The sequence below is a fragment of the Streptacidiphilus albus JL83 genome (assembly GCF_000744705.1).
Classification (GTDB): domain Bacteria; phylum Actinomycetota; class Actinomycetes; order Streptomycetales; family Streptomycetaceae; genus Streptacidiphilus; species Streptacidiphilus albus.
Window position 1 is genome coordinate 7,615,387 of the sequence record NZ_JQML01000001.1, and the last position, 18,578, is coordinate 7,633,964.

At 71.7% G+C, this 18,578-nt stretch carries 15 protein-coding genes and 1 pseudogene; 6 read left to right on the top strand and 10 right to left on the bottom strand.

All coding sequences use genetic code 11. The annotated features are described in order from the left end of the window. Positions 1-23 precede the first annotated feature (23 nt). Both BS75_RS33115 and BS75_RS33120 read left to right on the top strand, forming a co-directional pair. A complete protein-coding gene (locus tag BS75_RS33115) occupies positions 24-1,247 on the top strand; it encodes an IS701 family transposase (RefSeq protein ID WP_081982015.1) in 1,224 nt (407 codons plus the stop codon). Between the two features lie 424 nt (positions 1,248-1,671). Next, the gene (locus tag BS75_RS33120) at positions 1,672-2,454 is read left to right on the top strand and encodes a hypothetical protein (RefSeq protein ID WP_152645918.1); all 783 of its coding nucleotides are present in this window, start codon (positions 1,672-1,674) and stop codon (positions 2,452-2,454) included. Between the two features lie 165 nt (positions 2,455-2,619). Here BS75_RS33120 and BS75_RS33125 read toward each other — a convergent pair. Continuing rightward, positions 2,620-3,915 (bottom strand): annotated as a pseudogene (locus tag BS75_RS33125) (transposase); the annotation flags it as partial. A gap of 52 nt (positions 3,916-3,967) precedes the next feature. Here BS75_RS33125 and BS75_RS50895 point away from each other — a divergent pair. Next, a complete protein-coding gene (locus BS75_RS50895) occupies positions 3,968-4,207 on the top strand; it encodes a helix-turn-helix domain-containing protein (RefSeq protein ID WP_034090861.1) in 240 nt (79 codons plus the stop codon). Between the two features lie 304 nt (positions 4,208-4,511). Continuing rightward, positions 4,512-5,312 carry a hypothetical protein gene (locus BS75_RS33135; protein ID WP_042438357.1) on the top strand — a complete coding sequence of 267 codons (801 nt, stop codon included), beginning with the start codon at positions 4,512-4,514 and terminating at the stop codon, positions 5,310-5,312. A gap of 103 nt (positions 5,313-5,415) precedes the next feature. Here BS75_RS33135 and BS75_RS33140 read toward each other — a convergent pair whose 3' ends face one another. Further along, positions 5,416-6,090 (bottom strand): nitroreductase family protein, encoded by a 675-nt coding sequence (locus BS75_RS33140; protein ID WP_034094269.1) that lies wholly within the window; start codon positions 6,088-6,090, stop codon positions 5,416-5,418. Positions 6,091-6,176: 86 nt separating this feature from the next. After that, a complete protein-coding gene (locus BS75_RS33145) occupies positions 6,177-7,340 on the bottom strand; it encodes an MFS transporter (protein ID WP_052070007.1) in 1,164 nt (387 codons plus the stop codon). Positions 7,341-8,148: 808 nt separating this feature from the next. Between BS75_RS33145 and BS75_RS33150 the strand changes: the two genes are divergently transcribed. Further along, the gene (locus BS75_RS33150) at positions 8,149-9,231 is read left to right on the top strand and encodes an NlpC/P60 family protein (protein ID WP_034090862.1); all 1,083 of its coding nucleotides are present in this window, start codon (positions 8,149-8,151) and stop codon (positions 9,229-9,231) included. Positions 9,232-9,318: 87 nt separating this feature from the next. Continuing rightward, positions 9,319-9,978, top strand: coding sequence for a hypothetical protein (locus BS75_RS33155; protein ID WP_052070010.1), 660 nt, complete (start codon positions 9,319-9,321; stop codon positions 9,976-9,978). Positions 9,979-9,999: 21 nt separating this feature from the next. Here the strand turns inward: BS75_RS33155 and BS75_RS33160 are convergent, their stop codons facing one another. From BS75_RS33160 to BS75_RS33190, 7 genes are all read right to left on the bottom strand, one after another. Continuing rightward, positions 10,000-10,686 (bottom strand): hypothetical protein, encoded by a 687-nt coding sequence (locus BS75_RS33160; protein ID WP_034090863.1) that lies wholly within the window; start codon positions 10,684-10,686, stop codon positions 10,000-10,002. Between the two features lie 195 nt (positions 10,687-10,881). Further along, positions 10,882-12,111, bottom strand: coding sequence for a cytochrome P450 (locus tag BS75_RS33165; RefSeq protein WP_042438316.1), 1,230 nt, complete (start codon positions 12,109-12,111; stop codon positions 10,882-10,884). 61 nt (positions 12,112-12,172) lie between these two features. Further along, positions 12,173-14,722 carry an amino acid adenylation domain-containing protein gene (locus tag BS75_RS33170; RefSeq protein ID WP_052070012.1) on the bottom strand — a complete coding sequence of 850 codons (2,550 nt, stop codon included), beginning with the start codon at positions 14,720-14,722 and terminating at the stop codon, positions 12,173-12,175. After that, positions 14,722-16,047, bottom strand: a complete 1,326-nt coding sequence (locus BS75_RS33175) for an aminotransferase-like domain-containing protein (RefSeq protein WP_034090866.1) — start codon at positions 16,045-16,047, stop codon at positions 14,722-14,724. The genes BS75_RS33170 and BS75_RS33175 overlap by 1 nt, the downstream gene beginning before the upstream one ends. Continuing rightward, entirely contained in the window at positions 16,037-17,218 is a 1,182-nt protein-coding gene (locus BS75_RS33180) for an alpha-hydroxy acid oxidase (RefSeq protein ID WP_063771501.1), read from the bottom strand. Before BS75_RS33180 ends, BS75_RS33175 begins: the two co-directional genes overlap by 11 nt. Continuing rightward, on the bottom strand, positions 17,215-18,270 hold the full coding sequence (hppD, locus tag BS75_RS33185; RefSeq protein WP_231607962.1) for a 4-hydroxyphenylpyruvate dioxygenase: 1,056 nt from the start codon (positions 18,268-18,270) through the stop codon (positions 17,215-17,217). The genes BS75_RS33180 and hppD overlap by 4 nt, the downstream gene beginning before the upstream one ends. A gap of 65 nt (positions 18,271-18,335) precedes the next feature. Then, complete coding sequence (locus BS75_RS33190; protein ID WP_034090868.1) at positions 18,336-18,551, bottom strand: MbtH family protein; 216 nt, start codon at positions 18,549-18,551, stop codon at positions 18,336-18,338. Between the last annotated feature and the right edge of the window lie 27 nt (positions 18,552-18,578).

Here is an 18,578-nt window from a genome sequence, read left to right on the forward strand (position 1 = left end):
TCGTTACTCCATTCGTGGGAGTGATGCTGCCGCCAGGTGCGGTGCCGACGGGCGAGTTGAGCGAGGCTGATGTCCGTTCCATGGAGGGTGAGTTGGAGGCGCTGTGTGCCTCGGTGGACGATGTGTTCGCCCGCCCGGCCTCGCGGGAGAACCTGCGGGCGATGATGCGCGGGCTGCTGGCTGAGGTGCCGCGCAAGAACCTGTGGCAGCTGGCCGAGTTCGCCGGTCACCCCAACCCCGACCGGCTGCAGGGCTTCCTGGCCAAGGCGGCGTGGGACGCGGACGAACTGCGCGACCGGGTCCGGGACTATGCCGTCGCCGCCCTGACCGCCCCGGATGCGGTACTCATCGCGGACGAGACTGGTGACATCAAGAAGGGCACCAAGAGCGCCGGGGTGCAGCGGCAGTACACCGGAACCGCAGGCCGGATCGAGAACGCCCAGGTCAGCGTCCACCTGTCCTACGGATCCAGCCGGGGTCGGACACTGATCGACCGCGAGCTCTACCTCGGGAGGACATGGGCTGGAACCACCGCCGAACATGAACGGCGCAGTGCCGAGCAGGGCATCCCGCCCGAGCGCGCCACGCAAGTGGCCACCAAGCCGGAACTGGCCCGGCGGATGGTGGAACGCGCCGTGCGGGCAGGGGTCCCGTTCTCCTACTTCCTGGCCGACGAGGTCTACGGCCAGGCCCGCGCCCTGCGTGCCTGGCTGGAGGAACAGCGCATCCGCTACGTGCTGGCCATCCCCAAGGACGAGGCGCTGCCACTGCCCGACGGGCGCACCCGCCAGGCCCGCGAACTGTACGCGGCCGTGCCCGAGGACGTCTTCGAGCGCCGTTCGTGCGCCGACGGCGCCAAGGGCCCGCGCGACTACGACTGGGCCATCGTCCAACTCGCCCACACTGATCTGGAGTTGGAGCGCCACCTGTTGATCCGGCGTTCCACCGTTCCGAACAAGGTGAACAAGAAGACCGGCGAACTGGTCCGCGAGGTCGCCTACTTCCTGTGCCACGCCGACACCGGCACCACCCTGTCCGCACTGGTGACCGCCGCCGGGCAGCGCTGGATGGTCGAGGAGTCCTTCCAGGTGGCCAAGGGCCAGGTCGGACTCGATGAGCACGAGGTACGCAAATGGTGCTCGTGGTACCGGCACACCACCGTATGCATGCTCGCCATGGCCTTCCTGGCCGACGTCCGGAGCCGGCTAATACCGCACCGTCCACCGACAGTCGACCCCCGACCGTGAACGAGATCCGCCGCCTGTACGACCGCATCGTCCAGGCACCAGTGCGCACCGCCCGCACCTGGCTGACCATGCACTGGCACCGCTGGCGCACCCGCCACCAAACCCGCGCCCGCCACAGCCACTACCGCACCCGAACCGCCCGCGCTCACTCACCGTAAAACCACCGGCTGTAGTACTAGGGGGGTTCAACTGGGCCGCTGGCGATCCCCCCAACTGGGATCCGGGAGGTATCCGAGGCACCCTCTATCCCGCCCTGCAGGAGATGGACAGGGGGGATTCTTGGCTTCTGCGGGCCTCGGAAGGCGAGGTGCGCTTGGTGCTCAGCGAGCTTCATCGATGCCTCGTGGCATTGGCGGGCAGTCTTCCCAGTTCGGTCCCTCGCTCTCCCCTGCTTCCCGTACGGCGTCCGCCGAAGTTCGCCCGGTTGCACGAGAATACGGTCGCAGAGTCAGTGGCCGAAGAGCTAGCAACGCTCATCGATGAAGGCACCCGGCAGTACGAAGCAGCTCTGCGGGGAGGTTGGACCGGCTCCTCACGAAAGTCTGCGCTGAGCTGGCGCTTCGAGGATGTGCTGGCCGCGTTCCTCACCGATGAAGTCCGCCGGCGCTACCAAGAAGCGACCGACGGGTTTGAGCATGTGGAGGTGATGGCTGGCGGACGTCCGGCGAACCTGACCGACCACCTGACCTACGCGGCGTATAGAGAGACCGCGGCCGGGATCCATCCAAGAATCCACTCGTCGTATGTTGCCATCGCGACCAACTACCTCATGGAGGTGCTGGAACTCATGCCTGACTATGCAGAAGCCTCTGGACAGGGAAAGCGCCGTGATCCCGTCACCGTGTACGGCAATGTAGGTGCGATCAACAGTCAGGTGCATGGCAGCCACGTGTCAGTGGGCGATACGGTCGCCAGCATCGGCGCGACCATCAGCGCTGTGGCTGACCGCGGGGAGATAGACGTCGCAGCCGGTCTCCGCGCGCTGGCTGAGGCCATCCAACTCGCACCGGAACTCGCTGAGGAAGAGCGTGTCGAACTGCTCGACCATGTTGCCGATGTCGCTGATGCGGCAGCGGCGCCGGACGAGCCTCGCCGGGTCAACCGGGCCCGAGCTGCCATGGCCATGATCACTACTGCGGCTGGGGCCTCGGCTCAGATCGCGGAAGCTGTCGACTCTTGGCGCCACATCGGCGGCCAGCTCTTCTGAGTGGATCGGGGACGGGGCCGTTGATTCAGGGTCCCCTTACATCTCTGCTGCCTGGAGCATACGGCGGTGGTCCCGGACACTCTCCGGTCCGGGACCACACGGATTCTCGGCTGCGGTGGCATCACCAGCGTTTTGACACCAACTGCCGCCGCGTTCTCAACGGGGTCACTCGTCGTCCTCGTCGGTGTCCTGTGGCGCGGCGGGGTCGCGCAGGGGTCGAAGGCCCTGCTGGGGGGAGGTGGCCGCGAAGTTGAACTGGTAGCGGCCCATGAAGTTGATGTGCCGGTCCTTCAGCGGCGACAGCCGGGCCACGTCCTCGTCATTGACCTCGATCTGCCCGGCCTCGCGCAGCGCGGCCACCGCAGCGTCCAGGTAGCGGGTGTTCCACGGCACCACGGCGTTGAGCACCAGGCCGAGCGCCGCCAGCTGGTCCTCTTGGCCCTCGCGGTACGCCTGACGGATCTGCCCGCGCCCGCCGTGGCAGATCGCCCGTGCCAGGCGGTGCCGGGACTCCTGCACGGTCAGCTGGCGGGTCATCAGCCGCCGGTAGGTGTCGTCGACCGGGTCGACCAGGGCCAGCAGGTGCATGGTCTTGTCGATCCTGCCGTACTCGGCGAACGCGGCCCCCAACGGACTCGGGTGGCCCTCGCTGACGAACATCCGCAGCAGTTCGTAGGCCCGGACCTGGTTGGTGATCAGCGAGCCCGCCACTCGCAGCATGTCCGGCCAGTGATCCACAACCCGGGCCAGATTGACCTTGTTGACCGCGAGCTTCTCCAGCGGCCCGTAGTCCCCGGCGGGCTCCGCCCCCTCCGCCCCCGGCGGGGCGTCCGCGCGCCAGAACCGCTGGTCGGCCAGGTCCCGGAAGCGCGGAGCGAATCGGAAGCCCAGCATCTTGTACAGGCCGAACGCGATGTCGGAGTACGAGGCGTTGTCGGTGGCGATCATCTCCGGGCGGACCCCGCCGTCCAGGTTCAGCAGCGTGTCCAGGGTGAACAGGCTGTCGCGCGGAGTACCGCGCACGACCATTGCGCCGACCCCCGCAACTTGGTCGTTGACGGCGTTGAGCCAGGTCACGCCGCGCTTGTAGCCGTAGTACTTCGGTGAGGGACCGGTGTTGATGCTCTTGACCGGCACCACGAACCGCAGCCCGTCCACCGACGCCAGCAGACCCCCGCCCCACATCTGCGCCAGCTCGATCCGCCCCTGAGCCGTGATCAGCAGCCCGTTGGCCGCCGCCAGGGTGTCGGCACGCAGATAGTTCTGGTCCACGTGGGAGAGCCGCGAGCGGGTCAGCGCCTTCTCGTTCACGTCGATGACCGGGGTCAGCCCGATGTTGCAGCTCTCCGCCACCAGCAGCGCCACCAGGCTCTTGCCCAGGTCCTCCATCCGGGCCGAGCGGCCCGAGACGTGCCGGAAGGCGTCCAGGAACCCGGTCCAGCCGTGGACCTCGAACAGCAGCGCCGCCCCCGCTGCCCCCGCTGCCCCCGCCCCCGCTGCGCCCCCCGCTTCCGTGGCGCCCGACGCCCAGGGCGGTGCGGACCCGGCCGGGCCGGCCCTGCTCACCGGACGGGAGCGGGAGATCGCCCGCCTCGCCAGCACCGGCCTGACCATTGGCGAGATAGCCGGCACGCTGTTCCTCAGCGTGCGCACGGTCGACAGCCACCTCGGCCGGATCTACCGCAAGCTCGGCGTCTCCAATCGGGCGAGCCTCACCCGCGCCCTGCTGATCGAGGCCCCCGGCGCGGTGTGAGGGAACCCCCGTTCGGCGGCCCACCGTGCGGCTGCCGGCGGCCCCGCGATTCCCGGGGCACGCGCCGGTACACCCCGGGCCGTCACCGGATCCGTCGCTGAAGTTCAGTTCGGGGAAAGCCAACTGACGGCCCCCCGCCATGCCGGGGGCCTGGCGGATCAGGGCCGGTATTGCCAGACTTGTCCCGTCCGTGTCAAACATCGAGCCACTGGAGTCCCAAGTGACCCCGTCGTCCTGGATCCGGGCCGGTGCCCGCACCGCGACCCTGACCGCCTCCGCCGCCCTCCTCGTCACGACGGCGCTCATGGGCGAAGCCCATGCCGCCGCGCCCGTCTGGACCGAGACCGGGAGCAGCCTCCAGGGCACCCTCGGCGCGGGCGAGGGCGTCACCACCGTCCACGCGGCGGGCGGCGGCGACACCGTGCTCTACCGGGGCGCGGGCTCGATCCCGCTCTCCGTGCTGGTCCAGGGCTGGACCCACATCGGTGACCCGGACTCCGCCGACGGGTACGTCTTCGACGCCTACCAGAGCGGCGCGAGCAGCCCCACCAGCAAGATGTTCCGGGTGACCACCCCGTCGGGGGCGTCCTACGAGTACGTTCACACCCTGGTCGCCGGCGAGCTGTACAACAACTCCTTCGACGCGGTCTCGCCCGACAGCCAGTGGATGGTCTCCGGGGAGTGGGGCACCATGGACCACCTGCAGATCTACCCGACCCCGCTGCTCAACCCGGCGACCTCACCGACGGGCGGCAGCCTGGACCTGTCCGGGCTGATCCAGCTCGACCACCCCGTCAACGACATCCAGGGCTGCGACTTCACCAGCGCCACCCAGCTGATCTGTGCCTCGGACGACTCCTCCACCACGCTGTTCCCCGACGCCAAGCCGCTGCTGGAGATCGACCTGTCCGGCCCGCTCACGGGGGGCGACACGACCGGCCATGTCACCGACATCGGCGCGATCCCCCAGAGCAGCATCTGCTCGGGCACCTTCGAGGCCGAGGGGGTCGACTACGACACCACCACCGGGACGCTGCGCCTGGAGATGATCCAGCCGAGCATCTGCGGGGCCGTCACCACCGTCTACACCTACCGCCGCTCCTGACGGTCGAACGTCGCGCCGAGGTCGGCGGCGCGGGTCCGCCCCTGCAGGGGCGGACCCGGCGCGGGCGAGCGCATGAAGGCGTTCGTCCGGGCAGAACGCCCGCTCACAGCCGGACGAGGATCTCGTCCAGGTCCTTGCGGTGCAGGTCGGGTACCCGGGCGCCGTCAGCCGGGTAGCCGACCGGAATGACGTACGAGGCCCGCTCCTCGGCCGGGCGTTCGCACACCTCGTTGAGGAAGCGCATCGGGCTCGGCGTGTGGGTGAGGGTGGCCAGTCCCGCCTGGTGCAGGCTGGCCAGCAGCAGGCCGACGGCGATCCCCACCGACTCCTTGGTGTAGTAGGGGCGCGGTGACTGCGGGCCCTTGTGCACCTCGAAGACCACGATCACCGCCGGTGCGTCCTCCAGGAACGGCTTCTGCCAGTCGGTGCCGATCGGAGCCAGCGCCGCCAGCCACTCCTCGGAGGCGCGATGGGCGTAGAACTCGCGCTCCTCCGCCTCGGCGGCCTCGCGCAGCGCCCGCTTGCGCCCGGGGTCAGTGATCACCACGAAGCGCCACGGCTGGACGTGCGCCCCGCTCGGCGCGGTGGCGGCGGTGCGCACGGCCCAGTCGATCACCCCGTCCGGGATCGGGCGGGTCGAGTAGTCACGGACGGTCCGGCGCTGGGCCATGACCTGGTGGAAGAACCTGCTCCGGGCCTCGGCCTCGTGGGCGGGCACCGTCATCGGCCGGAACGGGACGGTCGGGTGGGCCGTCGCGGCAGCTGTGCTGTCAACCATGGTCGACAGCACAGCACACAGCCGCGCGGCAGGGAAGAGGGCGGTTCGGGGCAGCGGCGAGGACAGGGCGAACCGCGCCCGCCGGGTCAGCTCCGCTCGCGGCGCAGCGTGGCGGCGGCGATGGCCAGGCAGGCCAGACCCGCAGCGGCGGCGAAGCAGCTGACGGCCGGGAGGATGCCGTACTTCTGGGCCAGGATGCCGACGGAGATGGTCGGCACCGAGCTGCCCAGGTAGACCACCACCCACAGAGCGCTGAGCTGGCTGCCGCGCCGGTCCGGATCCATGGCGGCGGTGGCCTGGGTGAACAGGGCCCGGAAGGCCAGGCCCTGGGACACCCCGGCCAGGAGGCTGCCGGTGAAGAGCAGGGCGGGCTGGTGGGCGTAGCCGGCCAGCACCACCATGGCCAGCCCCAGGGCCAGCCCGGTCAGGCCCATGGCCGGGACGCTGCGGCGCCGGGTCGGCCGGGCCAGCAGCTGCGTGGTCGCGGACGAGCCGAGCAGCAGCGCGGCGACGGCCGCGCCCGCCAGCGGGTCGCGGGTGTGCAGCAGGGTGGCGGCGTAGCTGGGGGCCAGACTGAGGTAGACGCCGAAGACGGCGTAGCTGGTGAAGCCGGTGGCGGCGGTCAGCAGGAACGGTCGGCGGCCGCCCGTCGGCAGGCTGAAGGCGCGCGGGCGGAGCGGGAGCGGCGGTCGCGGGTGGACGGCGGGCTCCTGGCCCGGCGCGCGAGGGTGCAGGATCAGCAGCGGCACGCACAGCACCAGCAGGGCGATGGCGTGCGTGGTGAACGGGGTGACCAGCGGGTTCGACCCGACCGCCAGGGTCGCGCCGAGCAGCGGTCCGAGCGCCACGCCGCCCGCGGAGGCGGCGAGGGTGAGCTTGGCGGCGGCGGAGGGCCGGTCGGGCAGCAGGTCGGCGAGCGCGGCGCCGGCCGCGGCGGTGGTCAGGCCGACCGCGACCCCCTGGATCGCGCGGCCGACGGCCAGCTGGGCCAGGCTGTGCGCGGAGGCGAAGATCAGGTCTCCGCCGGCGGCGAGGACCACGGCGGGCAGCACCATGGCGCGGCGGCCGAGGTGGTCCGACCAGTGCCCGACGGCGAGGAGCACCGGGATCAGCGCGAAGACATAGACGGTGAACAGGACCGTGGTGTCCACGGCGGTCAGGTGCAGGCTGCGCTGGAGCGCCGGATAGAGCGGCGTGGCCAGATTGGCGCCGATCATGAGCAGTAGCAGCACGGACACGGTCAGGCCCACGCGGACACCGCGCAGGGCGTTCCATCGGCTCACGGCCGGGGCGCGCAGCAGCTCGCGAGGAGCGAGTTCGCGTGGAAGCAGGGCTTCGGAAAGTCTCGACCCGACAGGGGTGAGTTCCGCCATAGCAGGGATCTCCTGGCATACGGGCTCCGGATCGGCCCGACGGGGGTGTGTCGAGGCTGGCCCGGGTGGAGCGGGTGCGGATGTGCGGGAGGGAGCGCGATTGCGCCCGGGGCTTCGGCGGAGTGGTGTGCGCGTCGGCCCAGCGGAGGATACGGGGCGCCGGGCGCCATGGAAAAACGGCGGCGGGGGCCGGAGCCGACGGCCGGGCACCGGCAGGACCACCGGCTCCGGGGCGCTCGGTGTCCCGCTGTCCGCCGAACGGCGGTCGCGGCAAGGACAGTTCGGTGCTTCCGGGAGCCCGGTCCGGGCAGCCGGTCGGCGCGGACCGCCCGGCGACCGCAGGGCAGAGGCGGCAGCAGAAGTAACCGAAGTAACAGTGCGGGCGCCGATCGGGCAGCCGGGCGCCTGCCCCGGACCAGGTCACCCGCCACCCGATCGGGCGTTCGGCCGGGCGGGGGAGGAGAGGGGTCCGCTGCGGAGTCCCAGCATGGACATGTGACTCATAAGCAGACTAATTTCACTGTGGGGATGACAGATTGATAACGCCCTCACTAGTCTCAGCTCTCGAACCTCCGCCCTGACTGACGCTCGACCGGGCGAAGCGGGGGTTCCCGTCCTGGTTCCGGGCAACGCCTTCGGGCCGCGCCTCAAGGATCTCGGCGGTTGCAGGAAGGGAAACCCGCCCGTGGCCTCACATCGTCGTCCCAAGCCGGCCGGCCGTGCGCGTGCGTCGGTCTTCACCATGGCGGCGGTGGCGGTGGTCGCGGTGTCCGCGCAGAGCAGCGCCCAGGCCGCGCCCAAGCTGACCCTGAGCCAGGCCAAGGCCGAGCTGGCCGCGGACCGACAGGCCGCGGACGCGGCGGCCAACCAGTACGACACCGCCCAGGGCAGCGCCCAGGCGCTGCAGCAGAAGGTCAGCATCCTCCAGGACGAGGTGGCCGAGCAGCAGGCAGTGATCAACAAGGAGCTGGTTCAGCTCGGCGCGGTGGCGGCGGCGCAGTACCGGACCGGTTCGGTCGACCCGGCGGTCCAGCTGATGCTGTCCTCGGATCCCGCCAACTTCCTGGACGACGCCTCCGCGCAGGGCGAGGTGGACGCGACCCAGCAGGCGGAACTCGGCCAGTTCAAGGAGCAACAGGCCATCCTCGCCCGGGAGAAGGCCGAGGCCACGGCCGAACTGGCCCAGCAGCAGGCACTGCTGCAGACCATGCAGAATGCGAAGTCCGCCGGTCTGGCGAAGATCAAGGCGGCGCAGTCGCTGGTGCAGTCGCTGACCCCGGCCCAGCAGGAGCAGGTGAACGGCGGCGGCCTCGGGGGCCCCGGCCCCGGCACCACCGGCGGCTGCGGCAACGACTGCGGTGGGGACCTGGGCTACGACGGCTCGCTGAACAAGAGCCAGATCGACCTGAGCGGCATATCGTCGCAGGCCGCGACCGCCATGGAGGCGGCCATGGGCGTCATGGGCGACTTCTACCACTGGGCCTACGCCGGTCCGACCCAGTTCGACTGCTCGGGCCTGGTGATGTGGGCCTACGCCCACGCAGGGATCACCCTGCCGCACTCGGCGGCCGGGGACGCCTCCGAGGGCACCGCCGTCGACAGCCTCGCGGACGCCAAGGTCGGCGACATCATCGTGCTCGACGGCTACCAGCACGTCGGCCTCTACGCGGGCAACGGAATGCTGCTGAACGCGCCGACGACCGGCTGGGTGGTCGAACTCATGCCGCTCAGCGACTTCGGCCCCATCGACGCCATCCGCCGCATGTGACGGCCGTGTTCGGCCGAGGACGGGTGCCCTGGTAACGTCGCTCCCTTCGGCGGGCGCGGCTCGCCGGAGTAGACGTCGGGAGTCGTCGTGGCCACCTCGGATGCTCGTTCGCTGCAGCTCGCGCTCGCCCGTGTCGCGGAGGTCTTCGCCGGCATGACGGCCCATCCGGACGAGGTCGGCTGCGGTCGCTGCTACGGCGCGGACGAGGTCGCATTGCTGCGGACCGCGGATGCGGCTCTGTCGGCGGAGCTGGTCGACCTGGTCGCGGTCGAGGCTCCCGACCACTGGGACGACCAGCCCGCCGTGATCCGGCGGGTGCTGCCGCAGCTCGCCGTGCTGCTGGCGGAGGGCTCGACGTCGCCGGATCTGGCCGCCCGGGGTCTGGCGGCCGCCCGCTGGTCCCAGTGGCCCGAGCAGCAGGTCCAGGCCGTGCTCGGCTTCCTGGAGGCGTGGTGGCGCTGGACCCTGCGGCAGGACTCCCCGCCGACCCCGGCCCGGGAGGTCTTCGAGAGCTGTGCCACCGCGAGTTCGTCCGTGGGCCCCTGGCTGAGCCTGTGGGAGACCGAAGAGGCCCCGGCGGCCGACCGGCACCTGGCCGAGTGCGCCGAGGGGTGGTGGGACGACCTCCGGGTCGACGCCTCGCCCTTCGCCTGGTGGTGGGGCCCGGCGGAGGAGGAGCGGTCGGCCTGCCTGGAGCTGGGGGCCTGGCTGGCCGCGCGGGCTCCGGCCGACGACAGGGCGCGATGACGGGTTCGGCGTCCCCGATGGTCAGCGCGTTCTGCCGACCTTGCGTTCCAGTCGCAGCCAGAGCCGGAGCAGGAGGCCCGCGATCAGCAGGGTCACCACGTTGAGTACGAAGAGGCCCTGGAACTGCGTGCTGTTGCCGCCCAGGGAGCCGGGGTGCGCCGGGTCGACACGCAGGGTCTCGGTCGGGCCGTTTCCGAAGGCTCCGCTGTCGACGTACGCCCGTCCTCGCACGGTGTACCGGTAGTAGCAGAACCAGTCCGCTTCCTCATGCTCGTAGGCCGAGTCGTCATCCTGCTCCCACTGACAGTGCTCTGTCGTCGCCTGGACGCTCAGGGTGGCGCTGTGGTCGAGGTCCAGGCCGCGGAACCAGGCGCTGAGGCTGAGGGCGAAGCAGGCCAGCGCGACGCAGAGGAACAGCGCGGCAGTCCGCGACGCCTGGATGGCGCTGCCCCGCTCCAGGTCGCCGGCGCGGTGGACCGCCTTCACCTGCCGAACAGTCATCGCGCCCGCGACGACCAGGCCGGCGCCCGCGACCTGCCAGCCGGTCACCCACTGCTCGGAGAACCAGGTGGCCGACGCGGTGACCACCAGCCCTGCCAGGGTGACGAAGACCGCGGCGGTCACGACCCCTTGCCCGAGCCGCACCGGGTCGGTCTGCGGTGCGGGTGCGGGTGCGGGCTCGGTGGCGGACGGCCCGGCGCGCGGCATCAGCCGCCGCCGGGCGCGCTGTCGATGAGCACGACGGCACGGAGAACGCCGATCACGGGTTGGCCACCTCGGCTTGGACGGATACGTGCTGAGTGCCAGCCTTCCCCCAAGTCGCCGTGAGCGTCAATGTCCGGACGACAGTCCATGACGCCGCATCAAGATCCATAGCCCGCAACGGAGTCGAGCGGTCCGTGGCTACGCTCCGGCGCTCGGCCGGAGGCGTACCTTCAGGCTGCTGTAGCCGCGGAGGAAGGTCGAGTACACCGGCTCGGGTTCGCCCAGGGCCTCGATGGTGTCCACGCTACGCAGCAGGGCGTCGACCACGGCGGCGATCTCGGCCCGGCCCAGGTAGGCGCCGATGCAGAAGTGCGGGCCGTAACCGAACGTCAGATGCCTGTTCGGGGTGCGGGCCGGATCGAAGGAGTAGGGGTCGGTGAAGACCGCCTCGTCCCGGTTGGCGGACACGTTCCAGGCGGTGACGGTGTCCCCGGCGGCTATGGTGCGGCCCCCGATCTCGACCTCGGTGGCCGCGGTGCGGCCGAGGTGCATCGCCGGGGTCGTCCAGCGCAGGATCTCCTCCACGGCGACCGGGAGCGGCACCCGGCCGCTCCGCAGCGCCTCCCAGTCGTCCGGGTGCTGGCTGAAGTGCCAGACCGCGCCGGTCGCCGCCAGCCGGCTGGTCTCGTCCCCGGCCAGGATCAGCCCGTAGCAGTTGAGGACGAGCTCCTCCTCGGTCAGCGGGGCGCCGTCGACCTGGGCCGTGGCCAGCGTGCTGATCAGGTCGTCCTTCGGCACCGACCGGCGGAACTCGGCGAGTTCGGCGAAGTAGAGCAGGATCTCGCTGCGGGCCAGCCAGACGTCGTCCTCGGACTGGTCGGCGTCGTCGGAGCTCAGGGCCTGCTTGCTCAGCCGCAGCAGCTCGGCCCGGTCGGACGTCGGCACGCCCAGCAGGTCGCAGATGGTTCCCATCGGTACGTGCTCGGCGACCTCGGTCGCGAAGTCGCAGGTCCCGGCGGCGAGCGCGGCGGCGACGCGCTCGTCGGCCCGCGCCCGCACCTTGTCCGCGACGGGCTGGAGGGCGCGGGGGGAGAAGGACTTCAGCAGGGTGGTGCGCAGCGCGGTGTGGCGCGGCGCGTCCATCACGGCCAGCAGCTTCCCGCCCGCCGGGTCGCCGCCGCTCATCAGCGAGGTGAGCATGTTGCCGCGCTGCGAGACGAATCGCTCGGGGTCCTTGTAGACCGAGAGGACGTCCTCGTAGCGGGTCAGCACCCAGAACTCCGGCGTGGTCTCGGTCGCCGGGTGGAGGTGGACGGGATGCTCCTCGCGCAGGAGCCTCCAGACGTCCTCCATCGCGGGCTGGACGAAGGTGGCCGGATCGGTGAGGTTCACATGGCCGAGGTCCTCGGCGACCGTACGTGGCGACATGGTGACTGTTCTCTCAGGTGGCTTGGATCGAACGGCGGTTGGCCGGCATCGGAGGGTCGGGTCAGGCGGTCTGTTCGAGTCGGCGGGCGAGGATCGGACCGACGACGTCCAGCGCGGCGGGAGTCATCAGCCGAAGGTGCTCGACACCGACGACGTGGCGGTCGATGGACCCGCCGATGTGCGGCCGCCACACCTCGGCCAGTCCGCTCGGCTCCCCGTCCCGGCCGGTCGCCTCGAAGAAGAGCAGGTCCCCGTCGAAGTGGGCGGGGCGCGCCGCCTCGCTGACCCGGAGGTTGTTCGCGGTGACGGCGGTGATCGCCTCGATCACCCGGGGCCCCACGCCGGCCAGCGGGCTGCCCTGCTCCTGGAGGATCTCCTGGATCCGCGCCGCGCTCAGCGGTCCGTCGCCGGGCTCCGCGTGGAAGGCGTCGAGACCGTCGAAGGCCAGGTGCAGCACCTCGCGCGGGGACGGCGGCCGGGGAGCGGCCCCGACTCCGCCGTGGTGCGAGTCCAGGACGGCGAGCAGCGCGACCTCCTGGCCCTCCGCCCGCAGCCGGGCCGCGACGGACTGGGCCACGTTGCCCCCGAACGACCAGCCGACCAGCCGGTAGGGGCCGGTCGGCTGGAGCCGGCGGATCTGGTCCAGGTAGTCGCCGACCATCTCCTCCATGGTCTGCGCCACGGGCTCGGTGCCCGCCAGGCCACGTGCCTGGAGCCCGTAGACCGGGATGTCCCTGGGCAGGTGGCGCAGCAGCCCCGAGTAGCACCAGGCCATGCCGCCGCCGGGGTGGACGCAGAAGACGGGCGTCCGCGCGCCCGTCGCCCGGAGCGCGAGCACCGGGGTCAGGACGTCGTTTCCGCCGTCCGCGCCACCGGACCTGTGCACGGCGCCGGCCAGACCGGCCGGGGTGCGCAGCTTGAGCAGGTCGCGCATGGTGAGCCGGACGCCGAGCTCGGTCCTGATCCGGCCGACCAGCCTGGTCGCGCCCAGCGAGGTGCCGCCGGCCTCGAAGAAGTCGGTGTGGACGCCGACCGTCGGCACCGCGAGGGCCTGGGCGAACAGTCGGCAGAGGACCTCCTCGCGCGGATCGCGCGGTCCGGTGTCGGCGTCGGCGTCGGGCCGGTCCGGCTCCGGCTCCGGCAGCGCCCGGTAGTCGACCTTGCCGTTGGGCGTCAGTGGAAGGGCGGCCAGCACGACGAAGGCGGACGGCAGCATGTAGTCGGGCAGCAGTTCCGCGAGCCCGCGCCGGACCGCCTCCACCTCGGGCGGAGCGGCGCCCTCCTCCGGCACCAGGTAGGCGAGCAGGCGCTTGTCGTCGGCCTCGCCCCCGCGCGCCACGACCACCGCCTGAACCTCCGGCGCCACGACGGACAGGGCCGTCTCCACCTCGCCGAGCTCGACCCGGAAGCCCCGGATCTTCACCTGGTTCCCGACCCGGCCGAGGAACTCCAGCTCCCCCTGCTCGTTGTACCGGCCCAGATCGCCGGTGCGGTACATCCGGGTCCCGGGGTCGCCGAACGGGTCGGCGACGAAGTGCTCGGCGGTCAGCCGGGTGCGGCCGAGGTAGCCGCGGGCGACGCCGGTGCCCGAGATGTAGAGCTCCCCGGCCTCGCCCGTCGGGGCCGGCTGCAGCTTGTCGTCGAGGACGTACACCCGCATGCCGTCGAGCGCGCGGCCGAGCGGCACGTCACCGCCGGGCCGGCCGGTCATCGGGTGGTGGGTGGCGAACAGCGTCGTCTCGGTCGGCCCGTACATGGCCCGGACGACCGTGTCGGGGCAGGCGTCCAGGACCCGCCCCACCGCCGTCGGGGAGACCACGTCCCCGCCCGTCATCACCTCGCGGACGCCCGCGAAGATCTCCGGCGCCTCGTCCGCGACCACCCGGAACAGACCGGCGGTCAACTGGAGACCGGTGATGCCCTCCTGGCCGACGAGGGTCCGCAGGGTGTCGACGTCGATGTCGGGCGGGGCCATCACCAGCTGTCCGCCGCGCAGCAGCGGCACCCACAGCTCGTAGGTCGACACGTCGAAGGCGTACGGGGCCAGCATCAGCACCCGCTGGTGGGCGCCGCCGTCCCACAGGCCGTCGTCGACCAGGGCCAGCACGTCCCGGTGGGTCACCGCGACGCCCTTGGGGGTCCCGGTCGAGCCCGAGGTGTAGATCACGTAGGCCAGTTGGTCCGCCCGCGACTCCACGCCGGGGTCGGTGGCGTCGGGCCCCGCTGTGGCGGGGTCGAGCACCGTGAGACCGTCCGGCGACGGCAGCCCGCGCCCGCGCATGGCCTCGTCGGTCAGCAGGACCCGGACCCCGGCCTGACTCATCGTCAGCCGGAGTCGCTCGGACGGGTTCCCGCTGTGCAGCGGCAGGTAGGCGGCGCCTGCCTTGAGCACGCCCAGGACCGCCACCGCCAGGTCGACCGAGCGCTCCATCAGGACCGCCACCGGCTCCTCGGGGTGCACGCCCAGTTCCAGCAGCCGGTGCGCCAGTCCGTTCGCCCGTCGGTCCAGCTCCGCGAAGGTCAGCCGGTTCCGGCCGGCGGCGACCGCGACCGTGTCCGGCGCGAGCCTCGCCTGTGCGGCGAAGCGCCGCTGGATGGACTCCTGAGGCATCACTTGCTCCACTCCGTTATCAGGGCCGCGAGGCGGTCCAGCCCGAGGTCGATCTGTTCCGGCGTCACGGCACTGATGGAGAGCCGCAGTTGGTGCTCGCCGCCGGGCCCGTCGTAGAAGTGGCGCATCGGCGTCCACAGCACGCCGTACTCCCTGGCCGAGTGCTCCAGCAGCGCGTCGTCGACGGGGAACGGCAGGGTCAGCACGACGAAGAACCCGCCGGCCGGGGCGTTCCACTCCACCCGCTCCGAGGCGGGGGCGCCCGCGGGGAACCTGGCGGCCAGTCCGTCGAGGACCTGCCGGAGGTTGCGGGTGTACGCCTCGTGTTCGCGGACGTTGGCGGCGACCAGGCTGCACCCGTGGGCGACGAGCTTGCCGCCCACCACCGCCTGGGCGATGGGCGAGGTGTTCACCGTCAGCATGCTCTTGATCTTCGAGAGCTGGTCGGAGAGCAGGCCGATCCGGCCGGCGCCGTCGGCCACCCGCTGGTCGGCCACCACGTAGCCCACCCGGGCGCCGGGCAGCGCCGTCTTGGCGAACGAGCCCAGGTAGACCACGCTGCGGTGCTCGTCGAGCGCCTTGAGGCTCGGGGTCCGCTCCCCGCCGCCGTGGAACAGGCCGTACGGGTTGTCCTCCAGCAGCAGCACGCCCTCCGCCCGGGCGATGTCCAGCAGCCGTCGCCGCATGGCGTACGTCAGGCTGAGGCCGGAGGGGTTGGCGAAGTCGGGCATGACGTAGCAGGCCCTCGGCCGCAGCCCGTCGCGCCGGGCGCGACGGATCACCGCGACCAGGTCGTCCAGGTCCACGCCGTCGACCCCGCCCGAGACGGGCAGGACCGGCATGTCGACCAGCCGCGCCGCGCCGGTGAGGCCGACGTAGGTCGGCGCCACGGCGAGCAGCACGTCCTCGGGACCGGCCCGCAGCGCCCGCAGGACCAGGTACATGGCCTCCTGGCAGCCCACCGTGACCACGACCGCCTCGGGGTCGGTCTCGATCCCCTCGTCGACCGCCAGGTTCCGGGCCACCAGCTCGTGGACGACGCCCTTGGTCCGGCCGTACTGGTAGAGCGTGCGGGTGACCTCCGCGGGCGACATGCCGCGGTCGCGGGCGAGGTGGTCGGTGAAGGCCCGCAGGTAGGTGTGGACGTCCTCGACGTCGAAGAACTCCTCGCTGGGCCGGCCGGCCGCGAACTGGACGGCCAGGGGATAGTGGTTGGCTATCTCGTTCAGCAGGTTCATCGAGGACAGCGCGGGGTCCTCCAGCGCCCCGTGCAGGTCCGCGGTGCTGAGGTCGACCGTCAGCCGGTCGGAGATCTCAGTGGTCATGTGCGCCTTCTCCGCATCCACTCGGTCCTTGTCGCAGCACGGCCTTCGGGCCCAGCAGTGTGCGCAGTCCACCGGCCTCGCCGGGATCGGCGCAGCCGGCCAGGGTCAGGCAGTCGGCGAGCTCCGCCCGCAGCAGCGACAGGACCTGCCCGGCGCCCGCCGCACCGTCGAGCGCCAGGCCCCACAGCAGCGGCCGGCCCACCATGACGCCCGACGCTCCCAGGGCGAGCGCCCGCAGGATGTCGGTCCCGCTGCGCACCCCGCTGTCCAGCAGCACCTGGCAGCCGTCGCCCACGGCCGCGCGCACCTGGGGCAGCACCGTCACGCTGGCCGGTGTGCCGTCCAGCTGCCGGCCCCCGTGGTTGGAGACCACCACGGCGTCGGCGCCGCAGGCGACGGCCCGGGCGGCATCCGCACCGGAGAGGACCCCCTTGACGATCAGTGGGAGCGCGCTCTGCGCGCGCAGCCACTCCAGGTCCTGCCAGGTCACCGCGGGGTCGAACACGGTCCTGGTGTGCTCGGCGACCGCCGACCCGCCGGCGACCCGCCCGTGCGCCTCGGAGGGGCCGGCGTCCAGGTTGACGGCGCTCACCCAGGAGGGGAGCACGAACTCGTTGCGCAGGTCCCGCAGCCGCCGCCCCATGACGGGCACGTCGACGGTGATCACCAGGGCCTGGCAGCGGGCCCGCTCGGCGCGTCCGATCAGGTCGAGCATCCGTCCCCGGTCGCTCAGCCAGTACAGCTGGAACCAGAGCGGAGCCCCCACCTGCGCGATGCTCTCCAGCGAGCAGCTGCTGAGCAGGCCGACGGTGAACGGCACGTCCGCGGCCAGTGCCGCGGCGGCCATCGCCAACTCGCCCTCGGGGTGCAGCAGCCGGTGGTAGGCCATGGGCGCTATCGCCAGGGGCATCGCGCAGCCGGTGCCGACCAGTCGGGCCCGGGTGTCGCCGGCCCCCGCTCCGCGCAGCACCCGGGGCACCAGGGCCACGTCGTCCAGCGCGGCCCGGTTGGCCCCGAGGGTGTGCTCGCTGCCGCTGCCGCCCTGGACGAAGTCCCAGACGTCGGCCGGGACCCGGGAGGCGGCCAGCCGTTCCACGTCGTCCAGGCAGACCGGGAGCGGCTCCGCGAGCGCGGTCCCGGCCCCGGTCCGACCGGTGTCGGTGGGGCTCACCGGAACGCCCCGTCGTTGGCACGCTGCAACTCGACCGCCTCGTAGAGCGCCTTGATGTTCCCCGAGCCGAAGGTGCGGGCGCCGGCGCGCTCGATCACCTCCATGAAGAGGGTCCGATTCGGGTGGACCGACCTGGTGAAGATCTGGAACAGCTGCCCGTCATGGTCCTCGTCGATCAGGATGTTGTGGTTCCGCAGGTCGTCGACGGAGTGCCAACGCACCGTCAGCCGCTCCGAGAGCAGGGTGTAGTAGGTCCCGGGGGCGCTGAGGAAGTCGACTCCGCTCGACTTCATGCTCCGGACCGAGCGCACGATGTCGTCGGTGTTCCAGGCGATGTGCTGGACGCCGGGACCGTCGTGCCGCTTGAGGAACTCGTCGATCTGGCCGGGCTCGCGGGACAGGTCGGGCTCGATCAGGGTGAGCGTGACCGCGCCGGACCTGCTCTGCACCACCTTGGAGATCATCGCCTGGGAGCCGACGACGATGTCCTCGGCGAAGATCACGTCGAAGCCGAGGACCTGCCGGTAGTGGTCGACGGTCCCTTCGAGGGTGCCGGCCTCCAGGCAGACCGCGAAGTGGTCCACCTCGGTCAGCCCCATGTCCTTCGCCGGCTCGCGCCGGGGGACCGGACGCAGGCCGGGAAGCGTCCGGTCCGGAATGCCGGCCCGGCGCTCCACGAAGGTGTGCGCCACATCGCCGAACGCCGTGATCGACGCGGTCACCACGCCGTCGCGGGCCACGGGCCGCGCCAGCGGGCGCGCCCCGCGGCGGACGGCCTCGTCGAAGGCGGCGGTGGCGTCGGACACCCGCAGGGCGATGTTCCCCACGCCGTCGCCGTGCCGTGCCACGTACACGGCCGCCGGGTGATCCTCGTCCAGGGCCTCGGTGAGCAGCACGCTGATGCGGCTGCTGCCGAGGGCCACCGAGCGGGCGCCGGCCGGAACCGCCTCGTGCTCGTTGTCGGCCTCGACGGTGAGGCCGTACTGGTCGACCAGCCAGGCCGTCTTCGCCCGGATGTCGCTGACGTACAACTCGATGTGATCGACGGTCATGTCATCGAACGGAACTGCGGGCGCCGTGTTCATCCGGGCATTCCCCCCTAGCTCTTCAGCGGCCGTCAGGCGGTCGCGTCCAGTTGCGCCGCGAGGGTTCGCGGCCGCATGTCGGTCCAGTGCTCGTTCACGTGGTCGAGGCAGTCCGGCCGGGCGGCCGGGCCGTAGGCCGTGTTCCAGCCGTCGGGAACGGGGGCGAACACCGGCCACAGCGAGTGCTGGCCCTCGTCGTTGACCAGCACCAGGTACTGGGCGTCCGGGTCCTCGAAAGGGTTGCTCATGCTGACTCCTCGTGTTCACGGGTGGTT

Excerpts from the sequence above, each read along its gene's own strand:
- hppD (WP_231607962.1), bottom strand. The coding sequence starts at position 18,270 with ATGACCGTCGATCACATCGAGTTGTACGTCAGCGACATCCGGGCGAAG.
- BS75_RS33190 (WP_034090868.1), bottom strand. The coding sequence starts at position 18,551 with ATGAGCAACCCTTTCGAGGACCCGGACGCCCAGTACCTGGTGCTGGTC.
- BS75_RS33115 (WP_081982015.1), top strand. The coding sequence starts at position 24 with ATGCTGCCGCCAGGTGCGGTGCCGACGGGCGAGTTGAGCGAGGCTGAT.
- BS75_RS33140 (WP_034094269.1), bottom strand. The coding sequence starts at position 6,090 with ATGGTTGACAGCACAGCTGCCGCGACGGCCCACCCGACCGTCCCGTTC.
- BS75_RS33170 (WP_052070012.1), bottom strand. The coding sequence starts at position 14,722 with ATGCCTCAGGAGTCCATCCAGCGGCGCTTCGCCGCACAGGCGAGGCTC.
- BS75_RS33160 (WP_034090863.1), bottom strand. The coding sequence starts at position 10,686 with ATGCCGCGCGCCGGGCCGTCCGCCACCGAGCCCGCACCCGCACCCGCA.
- BS75_RS33135 (WP_042438357.1), top strand. The coding sequence starts at position 4,512 with ATGGGCGAAGCCCATGCCGCCGCGCCCGTCTGGACCGAGACCGGGAGC.
- BS75_RS33165 (WP_042438316.1), bottom strand. The coding sequence starts at position 12,111 with ATGTCGCCACGTACGGTCGCCGAGGACCTCGGCCATGTGAACCTCACC.
- BS75_RS33175 (WP_034090866.1), bottom strand. The coding sequence starts at position 16,047 with ATGACCACTGAGATCTCCGACCGGCTGACGGTCGACCTCAGCACCGCG.